Source organism: Kribbella qitaiheensis (genome assembly GCF_042657745.1).
GTDB classification, from domain to species: domain Bacteria; phylum Actinomycetota; class Actinomycetes; order Propionibacteriales; family Kribbellaceae; genus Kribbella; species Kribbella qitaiheensis.
Genome location: NZ_JBHSKE010000079.1, coordinates 25,617 through 40,303, shown reverse-complemented (window position 1 = coordinate 40,303; position 14,687 = coordinate 25,617). Strand labels below are relative to the sequence as shown.

Here is a 14,687-nt window from a genome sequence, read left to right as displayed (position 1 = left end):
TCTGGCGGACATCGTTACTCCCTGGTAACCTCGCGGCCTTATCCCCCGGGGGCGGGCCGAAGGCATTGAGTAGAGGGTGGGGCATTGACGGTGCGCGAGCAGACCGTGCTGTTGCTGAACTGGCGGGACACGACGAACCCGGAAGGTGGTGGCTCCGAGCGGTACGTGGAGGAGGTCGCCAGAGGCCTTGCAGAACTGGGTTGGTCGGTCACCATGCTGTGCGCGGCATACCCGGGCAGTCCCCGGGAAGCCCGCCGCCACGGCGTCCGGTATCTCTACAGGGGCAGCAAGGTGACCGTGTACCTGCGCGGCCTGCTGCACACCTGGCTGCACCGCCCGGACCGCGTGGTGGACGTTCAGAACGGCCTCCCATTCTTTACCCGCCTCGTACGTCGTACCGGGGTGGTCGTGCTCGTGCACCACGTCCACCAGGAGCAGTGGCAGGTGGTGTACCCGGGCTGGAAGGGCCGGCTCGGCTGGTGGCTCGAGTCCCGGGCCGCTCCCCGCCTGTACCGCGACTGCCGGTACGTGACGGTGTCCTCGGCCTCACGCGACGAACTAGTCGCACTGGGGGTGGATGCCGCACGCATCGACGTAGTGCACAACGGGACTGATCCGGCGCCTGCCAGGCAGGCTCCGCGGGCCGCACAGCCGACCGTGGTGTGCGTGGGGCGGATCGTGCCGCACAAGCAGATCGAGCACGCTGTCGACGCGATCGCCGAAGCTCGTGAGGTACTGCCCGGGGCCCGGCTGGTTGTGGTCGGCTCTGGTTGGTGGGAGGACTCGTTGCGCGAGTACGTGACCGAGCGCGGGCTGCAGGAGGCTGTGGAGTTCCGGGGGCACGTGAGCGAGGCCGACAAGCACGCGGCGTACGACGAGGCGTGGGTGCTGGCTCTGCCGAGCCTCAAGGAGGGCTGGGGACTCGTGGTGGGCGAGGCGGCCGGGCACGGCGTACCGACGATCGCGTACCGCAGTGCGGGCGGTCCGACCGAGTCGGTGCAGGACGGGCGCACTGGACTCCTGGTGGACGACCCGGCCGAGTTCCGTGCGGCCATCACCTTGCTGCTGCAGGACGAGGCGGTCCGTCGCCGGCTGTCGGCCGAGGCCCTCGCCTGCGCGGGCAACTTCAACTGGTCGACCACCGTGCGAGGCATGGACCGCGTCCTGACCGGCCAGGTGGTCGAAGGCGCGAATGGTCGCCGAGCAGCAGAGAAGCCGGCCCGCGCTGACGCCGGCCGGCCTCTCGAGATCTAGCCCCCTGAGTGCAGGGCTGGTGATCCGGTTACTTGTCCCCGTAGTTGACGATCGGAACGTCCGCCTGCCCCTGTGTCTGGCCGGCAGGTGGCGCCGGGTCGTCCTTGACCGACTGCACGACCCCCACGACGGTGGTGGTGGCAACGGCCAATCCGGCGAGTACTGCGATCGCAGCACCGATCAGTGTTCCCATGAAAGCGTGTCCCCTCCTCGACAAGTAAACCGGATGGTAACAACCGGCCAGTAACTTCGCTAGAGCTTGGAACGGGCCGTTGTCCGCCGGAAGATCGGAGCGAGTATCGCAGCAACCAGGACCGCGCCGGCGGCCGCCCAGGCCGCCAGGACGAGGATGACCGCCCACGGCCGAACCTCTTGTTCCGCAGGTGTTCCGGGAACCCGGTAGATCGTCACCGACGGGCCGCTGAACATTTCGGTGAGCTGCGGGACCAAGTCCCGGGGTGACGGGCCTCCGGCCTCGCGGTCGACCACCAGCCACCCCACGCCCTGCTCCAGAAGGACCGGCGTCGGATCGGCGCCGGTGCGCGCGGCCGCCCTGAGCGCGGTCGCGATCGCCAACGCCCGCGGGTCCTCGCCGGCCAGCCGATGCCCGCCGACGATCAACTCGTCCGGCACGATCGACGGCCTGCTGAAGTACCGCGGCATCGGGTCCAGCACCGGCCTTCGCCCGTTCCACCCCGGCGCCCGGTAGGACTCGAACGGCCACGGGATGAACTCCCCCGGCCGGGTGTCACTCGCCAGCACCTGTCGCGCCTGCGCCCAATCGGCCGGGTAGTCGGACACCTTCATCCCCCCGCCGCCGACCAGCCCGGGCAACGCCGCGATCGGCATCAACGCCGCAGTCGCCCCGACCAACCACTTCAGCGGTACTACGCGCAGCAGCGCGGCCACGGCGGCTCCGAACCCCACGGCCTCGAGCAGCACCAGCGGGCCGAGGTAGCGCTGGCCGTCGCGGAACAACCCGGCGCCCGGGACCACCTCGACCACCCGCGCGAAGGCGTCTGGGAGGACCACGCCCGCCATCGCGATAGCGACGGAGACGACAGCCGCCACGACGAGTGGCACTGCCAAGCGATCCTGGCGCCACCAGATCACCACGCCGATCACGGAGACCAGCAGGATCGCGAAACCGAGCACTAGCGGGACCAGGTCACCGCGACTGGCCGGGACCACATCGGCGTTCCAGACTCCGCCGAGAGTCAGCAGAGTGGGCAGCACTCCCCCGTAGCCCTCGTCACGCGCGGCGAAGGCCGGGACCGCCGCAGGGTCCGACGTCGCGGCCGAGGAGCGTGCCAGCCCGGCGACGAGCCACGGCGCATTCAGGAGAGCCGCGCCCGCCAGTGGCCATACGCGGCCACGTCCGGGCCAGAGGAGGATCAAGGCCGCCACCAGCAGTCCGGTCAACCCGCCCGACGCAGTCAGCGCACACCCTGCCGAAGCCAGGAGGAACCCGGCCCAGCCCTCCCCGCGACGTACCTTCAGCGCCGAACGGACCAGCCACGGCAGCGCGGCGTACCCGAGCAGTAGCGCCCAGGCACCCAGCCGCAGGCGCTCAGCGACGAATGGATTCCAGACGTAGAGCGTCACCGCGGCGCAGCCTGCCAACGGGCCGCCGAGCCGTAGCTCCCTCCAGAGCACAGTCATCCCGAAGCCGGCCAGCAACGGCACGGCGACGAGGACGGCCTTGTCCAGGAACTGACCACCGGCGACCTCGTCGAGCACCGCGACGAGCACATCTGAGGGCACGGCGCGCGGCAGTGCGGTTGTGACTCCGAACAGATCAAGCCGTAGCGTGAGGTCCGGCACGAACACCAGGTCGTAGCCGACCACGTAACCAGGAGCGAGCAGCGGCACGGTGATCAACACGGTGAGCAGTACCGGCCAGGCCCACGGCAAGAACCGGGCCGGCCGGGCGGATCCCCCCTCCACGCCTACCTCCTCGCAGTACTGTTCCAGCGAAACCTACCCGCGATCCGTTGAACCGCCAGCAGAACAGAAGCCGCATGACCTCTGAGACGACGCCCGGCCAGCCCCCCGCGCCGAAACTGACCTTCCTGGGCAGCGCGACCGTGGTAGCGGTCGGCATGGCCATCATGAACGTCGGCGCCTACGGTTTCACCATCTTTGCGGTCCACAAGCTAGCGCCGGAGCAGTTCAGCGCGGTCATCGCTCTGCTCGGCCTGCTCCTGATCGGCAACGTGGTGCCGCTCGGGCTGCAGGCGTCCGGCGCCCGGCGGATCGCCACGCACACCGGTCCGGGCCAGGCCGCGCTGGCCGACTCCTTGCTGAAGGCAGGCCGTCGTGCCGCGCTCGCGCTGACCGCAGTGTGCCTGGTCGCCACTCCGCTTTTGATGTGGCTGCTGCACATCGATTCGCTGATCGCCGTCCTGCTCCTGGCGCCCACTCTCGGCTGCCTCAGCATCATGGGGTCCCAGCTCGGCGTGCTGCAGGGCGGCAAGAACTGGACCGAACTGGCGGCCCTCTACACCGCTGTCGGGGTCGGCCGGTTCCTCTTCGGCGCCGGCGCTCTGGCGATCCACCCCTCCCTCACCTCAGCCATGATCGGGCTGGCGCTCGGCGCCGCGGTACCGCCGCTGCTGGGCACCTTCCTGCTGCGCGGCTCGAGCGGCGGCACGCCGGAGCAGGTGAAGCAGGTACTGCGGGAGGCGGTGCACGGCACGCACACCCTGCTCGCCTTCTTCGCCATCGCCAACGTCGACGTGCTCCTGGCGCGCAGCCTGATGGACGGCCAGCACAGCGGGTACTACGCGGCCGGCGTAATCGTGGCGAAGGCGTGCCTGTTCCTGCCGCAGTTCGTCATCGTGATCGTGTTCCCCTCGTTGGCCAACTCCCCCGGCGACACCCTGCGACTCCGCCGGGCGATCCAGGCGGTGGCCGCGCTCGGGGTCTGCTGCGTGCTCGGCGCACTCCTGCTCCCCGACCTGGTGGTGACGGTGGCCGGTGGCAAGGAGAACTACGCCGCGCTCGGCTCGTACGCCTGGATCTTCGCCCTCGCCGGCTCCTCGTACGCCGTACTGCAACTGGTCGTGTACGCCGCGATCGCGCAGCCGGAGAAGCGTGCGGCGCTGGTGATCTGGATCGGCCTGGCCGCTCTGGTAGTGGCCGCGCTGATCATCCTCGGGCTCGACATCGCCACCGGCATGACCGCGGTCAAGGTGCTCGCCGCGATGACCGCGACCTGCGCTCTGGCGCTGTCGGCCGCCCTGGCTGCCGGACTGCACAAGCAGACGGCCGACAGCGACTGAGGCGGTCTTCTTCGGGCGAGGTCGGCGGCGCGCTCAGGCTGTCACATAGGGTCGCGGTTATGGCGACTCCGGAGTTCATCCTCGAGCTGCGCGAGAAGGTCGGACACGACCTGCTCTGGCTGACCGGCCTCACCGGCGTGATCCTCAACAAGCACGACGAGATCCTGCTGGTACGGCGCGTCGACAATGGCCGGTGGAGCCTGATCGGCGGCATCCTCGAGCCGGGTGAGCAGCCCGCCGTCGGCCTGCTCCGCGAGATCCAGGAAGAGACCGCGGTCGAGGCCGCGATCGACCGCTTGGTCAGCATCGAGTCACTGCCGCCGGCGAGCTACCCGAACGGCGACCAGGTCCAGTTCCTCGACCTGTGCTTCCGGTGCCGCCCGCTCCGGGGCGAACCGCGGGTCAACGACGACGAGTCCCTCGACGTCCGCTGGTGGCCGCTGAGCGACATGCCGGACCTCACGGACCGGGAGCGGGAGTCCATCGCGAACGCCCTCTCCCCCGATCCGCTGCCGATCTACGTGCGGTCCGAAGACTGAGGCCCCTTAGTGGGCGGCCTCGTGCCAGGTGCGGCCGACGCCGACCGAGACGTCGAGCGGCACGGCCATCTCGACGGCGGCGCCCATGTCGCGGCGGACCAGTTCCTCCAGTGCCTCGCGCTCGCCCGGGGCGATCTCGAAGACCAGTTCATCGTGCACCTGCAGGAGCATCCGCGACTTGAGGCCGGAGGAGCGCAGTGACGCGTCCACCTTGAGCATCGCCATCTTGATCACGTCCGCGGCCGATCCCTGGATCGGGGCGTTCAGCGCCATCCGCTCGGCCATCTCGCGCCGCTGGCGGTTGTCACTGGTCAGGTCCGGCAGGTAGCGCCGGCGACCGAGGATGGTCTCGGTATAGCCGCTCTTGCTCGCCTCGCCAACGATGCTGCGCAGGTAGTCGCGGACGCCGCCGAAGCGCTCGAAGTACTCGTCCATCAGGCCCTTGGCCTCGTCCACGCCGATCTTCAGCTGCTGGCTCAGCCCGTACGCCGACAGCCCGTACGCCAGGCCATAGTTCATCGCCTTGATCTTGGCGCGCATCTCCTGCGTCACCTCGGCAGGCTCCACCGAGAAGACCCGCGCGGCGGTCACCGAGTGGAAGTCCATCCCGGAGTTGAAGGCGTCGATCAGGCCCTCGTCCTCCGACACGTGCGCCATGATCCGCATCTCGATCTGGCTGTAGTCGGCTGACATCAGCGCCTCGAACCCTTCGCCGACCATGAACGCCTCGCGGATCCGGCGACCCTCCTCGGTCCGGATCGGGATGTTCTGCAGGTTCGGGTCGGTCGAGCTGAGCCGCCCGGTCGCCGCGATCGTCTGGTTGAACGTGGTGTGGATCCGCGCGTCCGTCGGGCTGATCGTCTTCAGCAGCCCCTCGACGGTCTGCCGCAGCCGGGTCGCGTCCCGGTGCGCGAGCAGGTAGGCCAGGAACGGATGCTCGGTCTTCTCGTACAGCGACTGCAGCGAGTCCGCGTCCGTGGTGTACCCGGTCTTGGTGCGCTTGGTCTTCGGCATCTGCAGCTCGTCGAACAGCACCACCTGCAGCTGCTTGGGCGAGCCGAGGTTGATCTCCTTGCCGATCACCTCGTACGCCGCGGCGGCCGCCTCCCGCACGCCGGTAGCGAACCGTTCTTCGAGCTCCTCCAGGTACGGCCGGTCGACGGCGATCCCGTCCCGCTCCATCCCGGCGATCACGTCGATCAGCGGCAGCTCCACGTCGGCCAGCAGCGCAGTACCGGCCTGCTTCTCCAGCTCGGCGTCGAGGGTGTCGGCGAGGTCGGCGATCGCCCGGGCGCGCAGCATCGTCGCGTCCGCGGCCGGGCCGCCCTCGACGTCGTCGAAGCTGAGCTGGCCGTTGTCGGCCTCCTCGTTGCGCAGTTCCCGCCGCAGGTAACGCACCGTCAGGTCGGCAAGGTCGTACGACCGCTGATCCGGGCGGACCAGGTACGCGCTCAGTTGGGTGTCCGAGGTGAGTCCGGCCAGCGTCCAGCCGCGCTCGAGGAATCCGAGCAGCGGGCCCTTCGCGTCCTGCAGCGCCTTCGGCTGCTCGGGATCCGCGAGCCACGCCTGCCAGGCGGAATCGTCGTCCGGCGTCAGCATTGTCGGGTCGAACCAGGCGGCCGCGCCGGTCGACGTGGCCAGCGCCAGGCCGGTGATCTCGCCGGTCCCCCGGCCCCAGCTGCCCTGCACGGCGACACCGGTCCGCGCGCCCGTGGACACGTGCTCCTTCAGCCAGGCCGCGACCTCGCCGGGCTTCAGCTGGGCACCCTCGAGGTCGAACCCTTCCTCGATGGTCTCCTCGACTTGCTCGTGCTCAGCGACCAGCCGCTCGCGCAGTACGCGGAACTCCAAGCTGTCGAAGAGCGTGTGCACCTTGTCCCGGTCCCACGGGTGCCGGACCAGGTCGTCGACCGCCACGTCCAGGGTCAGGTCGCGGACCAGTTCGTTGATCTGGCGGTTGCGGATCACGTCGGACAGGTGCTCGCGCAGCGACTCACCGGCCTTGCCCTTGATCTCGTTGACCCGGTCGATCACGTCGTTCAGCGAGCCGAACTGGTTCAGCCACTTCGCCGCGGTCTTGTCGCCGACTCCCGGCACTCCGGGCAGGTTGTCGCTCTTCTCCCCAACCAGCGCGGCGAGATCCGGATACAGCCGCGGCGGGATGCCGTACTTCGCCTCGACGGCCGCCGGGTCCATCCGGGCGATCTCGGAGACGCCGCGCTTGGGGTACAGCACGGTGATGTTGTCGTTGATCAGCTGGAACGAGTCGCGATCGCCGCTGCTGATCAGCACCTCGAAGCCCTGCTCGTCGGCCTGGGTGGCCAGGGTCGCGATGATGTCGTCGGCCTCCCACCCGTCGATCTCGGTGGTCGGGATGCGCAGCGCCTCCAGCACCTCCTTGACCAGCGAGACCTGCCCCTTGAACTCGTCCGGTGACTTCGACCGGCCGGCCTTGTACTCCGTGTACTGCTCGGAGCGGAAGGTCTTGCGGGACACGTCGAACGCCACGCAGATGTGCGTCGGCTGCTCGTCGCGCAGCATGTTGATCAGCATCGAGGTGAACCCGTACACCGCGTTGGTGTGCTGACCCGTGGTGGTGGAGAAGTTCTCCACCGGCAGCGCGAAGAACGCCCGGTAGGCGAGCGAGTGCCCGTCCAGCAGCAGGATCCGCGGCCGGCCGGTGCCGCCGCCGGTCACCGTGCCCGGGTCCTTGGTCATCGTCGAGGAGTCTGTTTCAGGAGCCACGTACCGACTCTAGTGGGTCCCGCCGACAGTTCTGACACGCGCACGCTGGGGCTCACGTAGTCTTCCAAACGACATGTCGTGCGACCCCGGAGGAGACCCCTGTGAGTGACGAGAAGGCCGCGGCGGAGCTTCCGGCGGGGATGGCGACCGAGGGCACGCTGCTCGAACTGATGGGCATCGTTGTCACCGAGGCGAGCCCCGAGCGGGTCGTCGCGACGATGCCGGTGAAGGGCAACGTCCAGCCGTACGGGCTGCTGCACGGCGGCGCCTCCTGCGTGCTCGCGGAGAGCCTCGGCTCCATCGGCTCAGCGCTGCACGCCGCCGGCTACGGCAAGGTCGCGGTCGGCGTCGACATCAACGCCACCCACCACCGCGCCGTCCGCGAAGGCGTCGTCACCGGCGTCGCTACCCCGATCTACCTCGGCCGCACGACCACGTCGTACGAGATCGTCATCACCGACGAGCGCGAGAAGCGGGTCTGCACCGCCCGGATCACGTGCCAGCTGATTCAGGTTCCGCCGGGAGCCTGAGCTCCTCCAGCTTCTCGTAGGCCGGATCGTCGAACCCGTTCGCCCCGTACTGCGGACCGTCGTACTGCTGGTCCTCGTACTGCGCCTCGTCGTACTGGGGATCCCCGTACGACGCGTCGGCGTACGACGGGTCCTCGACCAGCGGCGAGCGGGGCAACTGGGCCCGGCGGGCGATCACCGAGCGCCGCGACGAGAGCAGGCCGAGCATGTTCGGCGCGTGCTCCGCGGCCAGGCGACGGCGAACAGTGTGAGTGCTCGCGAATCGCACCATGCCGGCCTGTCCGAGTCCCAACCGCGCAAGGAACCTGTTCGCTTCCCGCGCGACCGGTGGGGCGAGCACCGCCAGGTGCGGGCAATTCCCGTGCTCGGCCCACGACGCGGCCTCCGCCATCAGGGCCTTGCCCAGGCCGTGCCGGCGGGCATGGTCGCTGACGTGCAGGTACTCCACCATCACGGTGGTCTCGTCGTGCAGCGGGCTGAGCGGCGTCTGCCGCAGATAAGCCATCCCGCCCAGCACGCCGTCGATCTCGCCGACGATGAGCCGGCCCGACGGGTCGTCCCGATGTCTCGCCACCGCGGCCCGGGCGGACTCCGCGGACGGCGCCGCCAGCAGCCGGGCCTGGTGCCCGGTACCGGTCGCCAGCTCACGCCAGAGCATCACCAAAGTGTCGGCGTCGTCGGGACGGGCGTCGCGCACCTCGATGACTGGTGCCACGTCGGCCCCTCCTAGATTCTGATCCACCCCCGAGGTGAACAGACGAGCCGATACGCTCATCCCCGCGCAACAGTAGGGCTTCCGGGGTCACTTGCAAAGCAGTGACTCGCCCTGCACACGACCGCCACACCGGCTGACACAGCCGGCGATCGGAGACCAGGGTTTGTTCATCGGAATCGGCACCGTCGTCAACGTCGCGGCGGTCCTCGTCGGCTCGGTACTCGGCGTGCTCGTCGGCCATCGTTTGAGTCATCGGACGCGTGATCTGGTCACCGACGCGCTCGGCCTGGTGACGCTGCTGATCGCGATCACCTCGGCCCTCGCCGTCGGCGACGAGGTGCTCAGCGCGGCGGTCGGCGACAGCGCCCCCGTACTGATCGTGCTGGGCGCGATGCTGATCGGCGGGATCATCGGTTCGATCCTGCGGATCGAGCAGCGGCTGGAGGGATTCGGCGCCTGGATGCAGCACCGGTTCAGCGGAGGCGACAGCGAGAGCACCTTCGTCGAAGGATTCGTCACCGCCTCGATGGTCTTTTGCGTCGGCCCGCTGACGTTCCTGGGCGCGCTGTCCGACGGCCTGGGCCGGGGTGCGGACCAGCTTTTCCTCAAGTCCGTGCTGGACGGTTTCGCGGCAATCGCCTTCGCTGCCTCGCTCGGCTGGGGCGTCGCGGCCTCCGCGATCGTTGTGCTTGTCATCCAGGGATTGATGACGGCGGTCGGCGCTCTGCTGGGCGACGTGCTCCCAGACGCCCACGTAACGGCTCTGGGGGCCACTGGGGGCCTGCTGCTGGTCGGTGTGGCCCTCCGCCTGCTCAAGATCAAGCAGATCGCCGTAGCGGACCTCCTGCCGGCCCTGATCGTCGCTCCCCTGCTGGTCCAACTCCTCGTCGTCATCAGACGCTGACCGCAGGAGTTGTTGCCGCACGCAAGGAGCCTCGGCCGGATTCCAGCCGAGGCTCCTTGCGTTGACGCTGTGGCTCAGTCCTCGCCGAGGTAGGCCTTGCGGACCTCGTCGTTGGTGAGCAGGTCGCGGCCGGTGCCGGACAGCACGATCTTGCCGACCTCCAGCACGTAGCCGAAGTCCGCCCGCTTCAGCGCGGCCTGGGCGTTCTGCTCGACCAGCAGGATCGTGGTGCCCTGCTTCTGCAGTTCGGTGACCGTCGACATGATCCGCTTCATCATGATCGGCGACAGCCCCATCGACGGCTCGTCCAGCATCATCAGCTTGGGCCGGCTCATCATCGCCCGGCCCATCGCCAGCATCTGCTGCTCACCACCGGAGAACGTGCCGGCCGGCTGCTTGCGCCGCTCCCCCAGGATCGGGAACAGCTCGTACGCCGCGTCCAGGTCGGCCCGGACCGCCGAGTGGTCGTTGCGCGCGAACGCCCCGAGCAGCAGATTCTCCTCGACCGAGAGTCGGGGGAAGATCTTCCGGCCCTCCGGGCAGTGCGCCAGCCCCATCGTGACGATGTCGTGGGCCGCCGTCTGTTCGATCCGCTGGCCCTGGAACAGGATCTCGCCGTGGGTCGGCCGGAGCAGCCCGGAGATGGTCCGCAGCGTGGTCGTCTTGCCGGCGCCGTTCGTGCCGATCAGCGAGACGACCTGGCCCTGCTCCACCGAGAAGCTGATCTTCTTGACGGCGACGATCTTGCCGTAGGCAACTTCCAGGTCCTTGATCTCGAGCATGGCGGTCATGACTTGCCCTCCTCGTCGGCCACCGCGGTGTCCTGGACCTGGGCGGCCTCGGCCTCGTCCTCGTCGTCGTCCTCACCGGTGCCGATGTAGGCCTCGATCACCCGCGGGTCGGACTGCACCTCGCCGGGGGTTCCCTCGACCAGCGTCTCCCCGCGGACCAGGCAGAGCACCCGGTCGCACAGGTTGAAGATGAAGCGCATGTCGTGCTCGATCACCACCACCGACAACCCCGAGTCCCGGATCTTGAAGATCAGGTCACTGGCCTGCCGGGTCTCCTGCGGGTTCATCCCTGCCGTCGGCTCGTCCAGCAGGATGAGCTTCGGCTCGGTGGCCAGCGCCCGGGCGATCTCGAGCCGCCGCTGGTCGCCGTACGGCATGTTCCGGGCCAGGTGCTCGGTCGACCGGCCGAGGCCGACGAAGTCCAGCAGCTCCTGCGCCCGGGTCCGGGTGGCCGCCTCCTCGCGCCGGAACTTCGGCCCGCGCAGCACCGACGTGAACGCGCCGGAGGAGGTCCGGCAGTATCGGCCCACCATCACGTTCTCCAGCGCCGTCATGTTGGCGAACAGCCGGATGTTCTGGAACGTCCGCGCCATCCCCGCCTGGACGACCGCCCGCGGCTTCGGCGGCAACGGAGTACCGGCGAAGCGGACCTCACCGGCCGTCGGCTTGTAGAGACCGGTGAGGCAGTTGAAGAAGGTCGTCTTGCCAGCCCCGTTCGGGCCGATCAGACCGACGATCTCGCCCTCGTGGACGCTCAGGTTGACGTCGTTGACCGCCAGCAGACCACCGAATCGCATGGTCACCCCGGAAGCCTCCAGCACCGGTGCGCCGAAGACCGGGGCCGGCGTCGCAGTCGTGTCCGTGACGGTCATTTCGCCTCCTCGACCAGTTCGCTCTCGATGGCCACCGCGAGCTCCTCGTCCTCTTCGTGGAACTCGAGCTGCCGGCGTTTGCTCGCGACCAGACCCTCCGGCCGGAACCGCATCATCAGCACCAGCAGCAGACCGAACAGCAACAGCCGGTACTCCGAGAAGAACCGCAGCTTCTCCGGCAGCAGCTTCAGGATCGTCGCACCCAGCAGGACACCTGCGATGGTACCCATACCGCCCAGCACGATCGCCGCGAGCAGGAACGCCGACTCCAGGAAGATGAACTGGTCAGGGCTGACGGCAACGTCCTGGTGAGCCTTGATGGTGCCGGCCAGACCGGCCAGGAAGGCGCCGACCACGAAGGCCAGGATCTTCAGGCCGAAGACGTTGACGCCCATCGCCTCGGCGGCCTTCTCGTCCTCGCGGATGGCCACCCAGCCACGGCCGATCCGGCTGTCGTTCAGCCGGGCGAAGACCAGGATGACGAAGGCGAGCAGGAGCAGCAGCAGGAAGTAGTAGTTCGCGAACCGGCCCAGCTCGATCCCGGCGACGACGTGCGAGTCGCCGAAGTTGAAGCTGCCGATCTCCAGCTCCGGGATGCCCGGGATGCCGTTCGGGCCGTTGGTCAGCAGCGGGCCGTTGGTGCCGTCCAGGTTGAACATCGTCAACCGGAAGATCTCACCGAAGCCCAGCGTCACGATGGCCAGGTAGTCACCAGAGACCCGCAGGGTCGGCGAACCGATGATGAGACCCAGGGTGGCGGCCGTGCCGGCGCCGAGCAGCATCACGACCAGGAACGGCGGGTGCCAGTCGATCGTCGCGAACGCCGAGGTCGACAGCATCGCGGCCACGTACGCGCCGGAGCCGAGGAAGGCGACATAGCCGAGGTCGAGCAGGCCGGCCAGGCCGACCACGATGTTCAGGCCCATCGCGGTGGCCGCGAAGATCAGAACCTGGGTCGCGATCGACATATTCGCGTCAGAGCCGTTCTGGGTGAACGGGAAGAAGAACGCCACCGCGAAGGCCGCCAGCGTCAGCACCTTCTTGTGCCGCTGCGCGACGTGCCCGAACCACCGCATCACGCCGGTCCGGAAGAGCACCGCGATCACCGCGGTGATGAAGACCAGGCAGAGCACGAACGCCCAGGCGTCCGTCAGGCCTAGCGCGTAGGCCGCGCCGAACAGGACCGCCGCCATCATCAGCGCGATGGCGAGGATCTCGGCCCAGCCGGGCAGCCTCGCCTGACTGAGGTCCCGCAACTGCCGCAACGGCAGCATCCGCGAGCTGACCAGGAGCAGGATCGCGCCGACCGTGCTGATGTAGCCGCCCGGGTTGACGTTGATCAGGCCGTCGGACTCGACCGAGATCGCGATCAGCACCAGCACCATGTACAGCGTCAGCGTGAGGCCGAGCGCCCGCAGGCCGAGGGTGGCGTCGAGCCACTGGCCGAGCGGCTTCTTCAGTGGGCCCTTCTCCACCAGCAGCAGCACCAGACCGAGCACGGCCATGATGATCGCGAGGATCTGCAGCGAGCCCGGGTAGAAGTTGATCGACAGGTCGCCGAGGATCCCGCCGTCGAAGCTCCACGACAGGAACGATCCGATGATCACCAGCGCGACACCGGCCAGGCCGAGCGGCCAGGCCATCGTCTGCGCGCGGGTCGGAGTTGTCAGGTCGTCGCTCATGCGCGGTCCACCACCCTTGCTCCGAGAAGACCCTGCGGCCTGAAGACCAGGACCAGGATCAGGATGACGAATGCCCAGACGTCCTTCCAGGAACCACCACCGAACCGACCGGGGATGTACTGGGTGGCCATCGCCTCCACCACGCCGAGCACCAGGCCACCGACGACGGCGCCCGCGACGTTGCCGATCCCGCCCAGCACCGCGGCCGTGAACGCTTTCAGGCCGGCCAGGAAGCCCATCCGGAAGTCGATGTTGCTGTTCTGCAGGCCCTGCGAGACACCCGCGACCGCGGCCAGCACGGCGCCGAGCGCGAACGCGACAACGATGATCCGGTCGACGTTGATGCCCATCAGCCGGGCGGTGTCAGGATCCTGGGACACCGCCTGCATGCCGCGGCCCAGCCGGGTCCGGTTGATGAAGTACCACAGCAGCGCCGAGCAGATCGCCAGCGCCACGATCGTGAAGATCGCCGACCGCTGGATGGTGACCCCACCGATCTCGAGGGCAGGCCCGGTGACCACGTCGATCTGCGGGAACGGGATCCGCTGCTTCGCGCTGGGCCAGTCCACCTTGGCGATGATGCCCTCGAAGATCAGCCAGGACACCTCGAGCAGGACCGCCGTCACCACGGCGACCACGGCCAGCGGGCGGACCAGTGCGCGGGCACGTTCCGCCCCGCCGGTCAGGCGAGCCGCCAGCAGGCCGATCGCAGTACCGAGCACGAGGCCGCCGACCACGATGCCGGCCGAGACCACGAACGAGAGGTCGCGTTCGGCCAGCCGGACGCCGATCCAGAGCAGCAGTGGGACCGCGGCGGCCGTGAGCAGCGGGGACCGGTCACGCCACTTGGTGATCGGGTGGTTCAGGGGCACGTCCGTCATGCCGGCGCCGACCCAGTAGGCGATGGCGACCGCGATGGCGGCCATCACCGGCACGGTCCAGCCCGGGCGCTCGTAGAACAACCGCATGAACTCCTGCAGGAAGACCGAGATGCCGATCGCGGTGATCAGCGGTGCCAGCCGTGGCGCGTTCCGCAGGGGACGGTACGCGACACGTTCCATCGCCACGGCGGTTCCCACCGAGGCGATCATGGCGCCGATGATCATGATCGGCAGGATCCACACGCTGGTGTCGCCGTTGAAGAACAACAGGTACGTCGTCAGTGCGCCGAACGCACCGATCATGAACACCTCGCCGTGGGCGAAGTTGATGAGCTGCACGATGCCGTAGACGACGGTGTACCCGACCGCGATCAGGGCGTACAGCGATCCGAGAGTCAGCCCGTTCACGAGCTGCTGGAAGAACTGGTCCACGTCGACCTCCCAACTGCCTCAGTTCTGACATGACTCGGGGGTGGGACGGCGTCCCACC

At 68.7% G+C, this 14,687-nt stretch carries 13 protein-coding genes; 5 read left to right on the top strand and 8 right to left on the bottom strand.

Annotated elements, in window-relative coordinates; genetic code table 11:
* Positions 1-90 precede the first annotated feature (90 nt).
* Entirely contained in the window at positions 91-1,254 is a 1,164-nt protein-coding gene (locus ACFPJ1_RS41220; RefSeq protein WP_380111844.1) for a glycosyltransferase family 4 protein, read from the top strand.
* Between the two features lie 28 nt (positions 1,255-1,282).
* Here the strand turns inward: ACFPJ1_RS41220 and ACFPJ1_RS41215 are convergent, their stop codons facing one another.
* Together ACFPJ1_RS41215 and ACFPJ1_RS41210 are read right to left on the bottom strand one after the other, a co-directional pair.
* On the bottom strand, positions 1,283-1,447 hold the full coding sequence (locus ACFPJ1_RS41215) for a DUF2613 family protein (protein WP_132188219.1): 165 nt from the start codon (positions 1,445-1,447) through the stop codon (positions 1,283-1,285).
* Positions 1,448-1,506: 59 nt separating this feature from the next.
* Positions 1,507-3,201 (bottom strand): MmpA family trehalose lipid delivery protein, encoded by a 1,695-nt coding sequence (locus ACFPJ1_RS41210; RefSeq protein ID WP_380111843.1) that lies wholly within the window; start codon positions 3,199-3,201, stop codon positions 1,507-1,509.
* Between the two features lie 74 nt (positions 3,202-3,275).
* On the opposite strand from ACFPJ1_RS41210, the gene ACFPJ1_RS41205 reads away from it, so the two are divergent.
* Positions 3,276-4,538 (top strand): lipopolysaccharide biosynthesis protein, encoded by a 1,263-nt coding sequence (locus tag ACFPJ1_RS41205; protein ID WP_380111842.1) that lies wholly within the window; start codon positions 3,276-3,278, stop codon positions 4,536-4,538.
* A 59-nt stretch (positions 4,539-4,597) separates the two neighbouring features.
* On the top strand, positions 4,598-5,077 hold the full coding sequence (locus ACFPJ1_RS41200; RefSeq protein WP_380111841.1) for an NUDIX hydrolase: 480 nt from the start codon (positions 4,598-4,600) through the stop codon (positions 5,075-5,077).
* A 6-nt stretch (positions 5,078-5,083) separates the two neighbouring features.
* Here the strand turns inward: ACFPJ1_RS41200 and polA are convergent, their stop codons facing one another.
* Positions 5,084-7,795 (bottom strand): DNA polymerase I, encoded by a 2,712-nt coding sequence (gene polA, locus ACFPJ1_RS41195; RefSeq protein ID WP_380111933.1) that lies wholly within the window; start codon positions 7,793-7,795, stop codon positions 5,084-5,086.
* 128 nt (positions 7,796-7,923) lie between these two features.
* On the opposite strand from polA, the gene ACFPJ1_RS41190 reads away from it, so the two are divergent.
* On the top strand, positions 7,924-8,352 hold the full coding sequence (locus ACFPJ1_RS41190; protein WP_132188215.1) for a hotdog fold thioesterase: 429 nt from the start codon (positions 7,924-7,926) through the stop codon (positions 8,350-8,352).
* Here the strand turns inward: ACFPJ1_RS41190 and ACFPJ1_RS41185 are convergent.
* The gene (locus ACFPJ1_RS41185; RefSeq protein ID WP_380111840.1) at positions 8,315-9,067 is read right to left on the bottom strand and encodes a GNAT family N-acetyltransferase; all 753 of its coding nucleotides are present in this window, start codon (positions 9,065-9,067) and stop codon (positions 8,315-8,317) included. The two genes, ACFPJ1_RS41190 and ACFPJ1_RS41185, sit on opposite strands and share 38 nt — an antisense overlap.
* Before the next feature lie 163 nt (positions 9,068-9,230).
* Between ACFPJ1_RS41185 and ACFPJ1_RS41180 the strand changes: the two genes are divergently transcribed.
* Positions 9,231-9,971, top strand: coding sequence for a DUF554 domain-containing protein (locus tag ACFPJ1_RS41180; protein WP_380111839.1), 741 nt, complete (start codon positions 9,231-9,233; stop codon positions 9,969-9,971).
* Between the two features lie 74 nt (positions 9,972-10,045).
* On the opposite strand, the gene ACFPJ1_RS41175 is transcribed toward ACFPJ1_RS41180, so the two are convergent.
* From ACFPJ1_RS41175 to ACFPJ1_RS41160, 4 genes are read right to left on the bottom strand one after another with little or no spacing between them, the layout of a single operon-like run.
* Positions 10,046-10,762: an ABC transporter ATP-binding protein gene (locus ACFPJ1_RS41175; protein ID WP_380111838.1), complete on the bottom strand. Its 717-nt coding sequence runs from the start codon at positions 10,760-10,762 to the stop codon at positions 10,046-10,048.
* A complete protein-coding gene (locus ACFPJ1_RS41170; RefSeq protein WP_380111837.1) occupies positions 10,759-11,634 on the bottom strand; it encodes an ABC transporter ATP-binding protein in 876 nt (291 codons plus the stop codon). The genes ACFPJ1_RS41175 and ACFPJ1_RS41170 overlap by 4 nt, the downstream gene beginning before the upstream one ends.
* On the bottom strand, positions 11,631-13,316 hold the full coding sequence (locus ACFPJ1_RS41165) for a branched-chain amino acid ABC transporter permease (RefSeq protein WP_380111835.1): 1,686 nt from the start codon (positions 13,314-13,316) through the stop codon (positions 11,631-11,633). Before ACFPJ1_RS41165 ends, ACFPJ1_RS41170 begins: the two co-directional genes overlap by 4 nt.
* Positions 13,313-14,629, bottom strand: a complete 1,317-nt coding sequence (locus ACFPJ1_RS41160; protein WP_465261107.1) for a branched-chain amino acid ABC transporter permease — start codon at positions 14,627-14,629, stop codon at positions 13,313-13,315. Before ACFPJ1_RS41160 ends, ACFPJ1_RS41165 begins: the two co-directional genes overlap by 4 nt.
* Between the last annotated feature and the right edge of the window lie 58 nt (positions 14,630-14,687).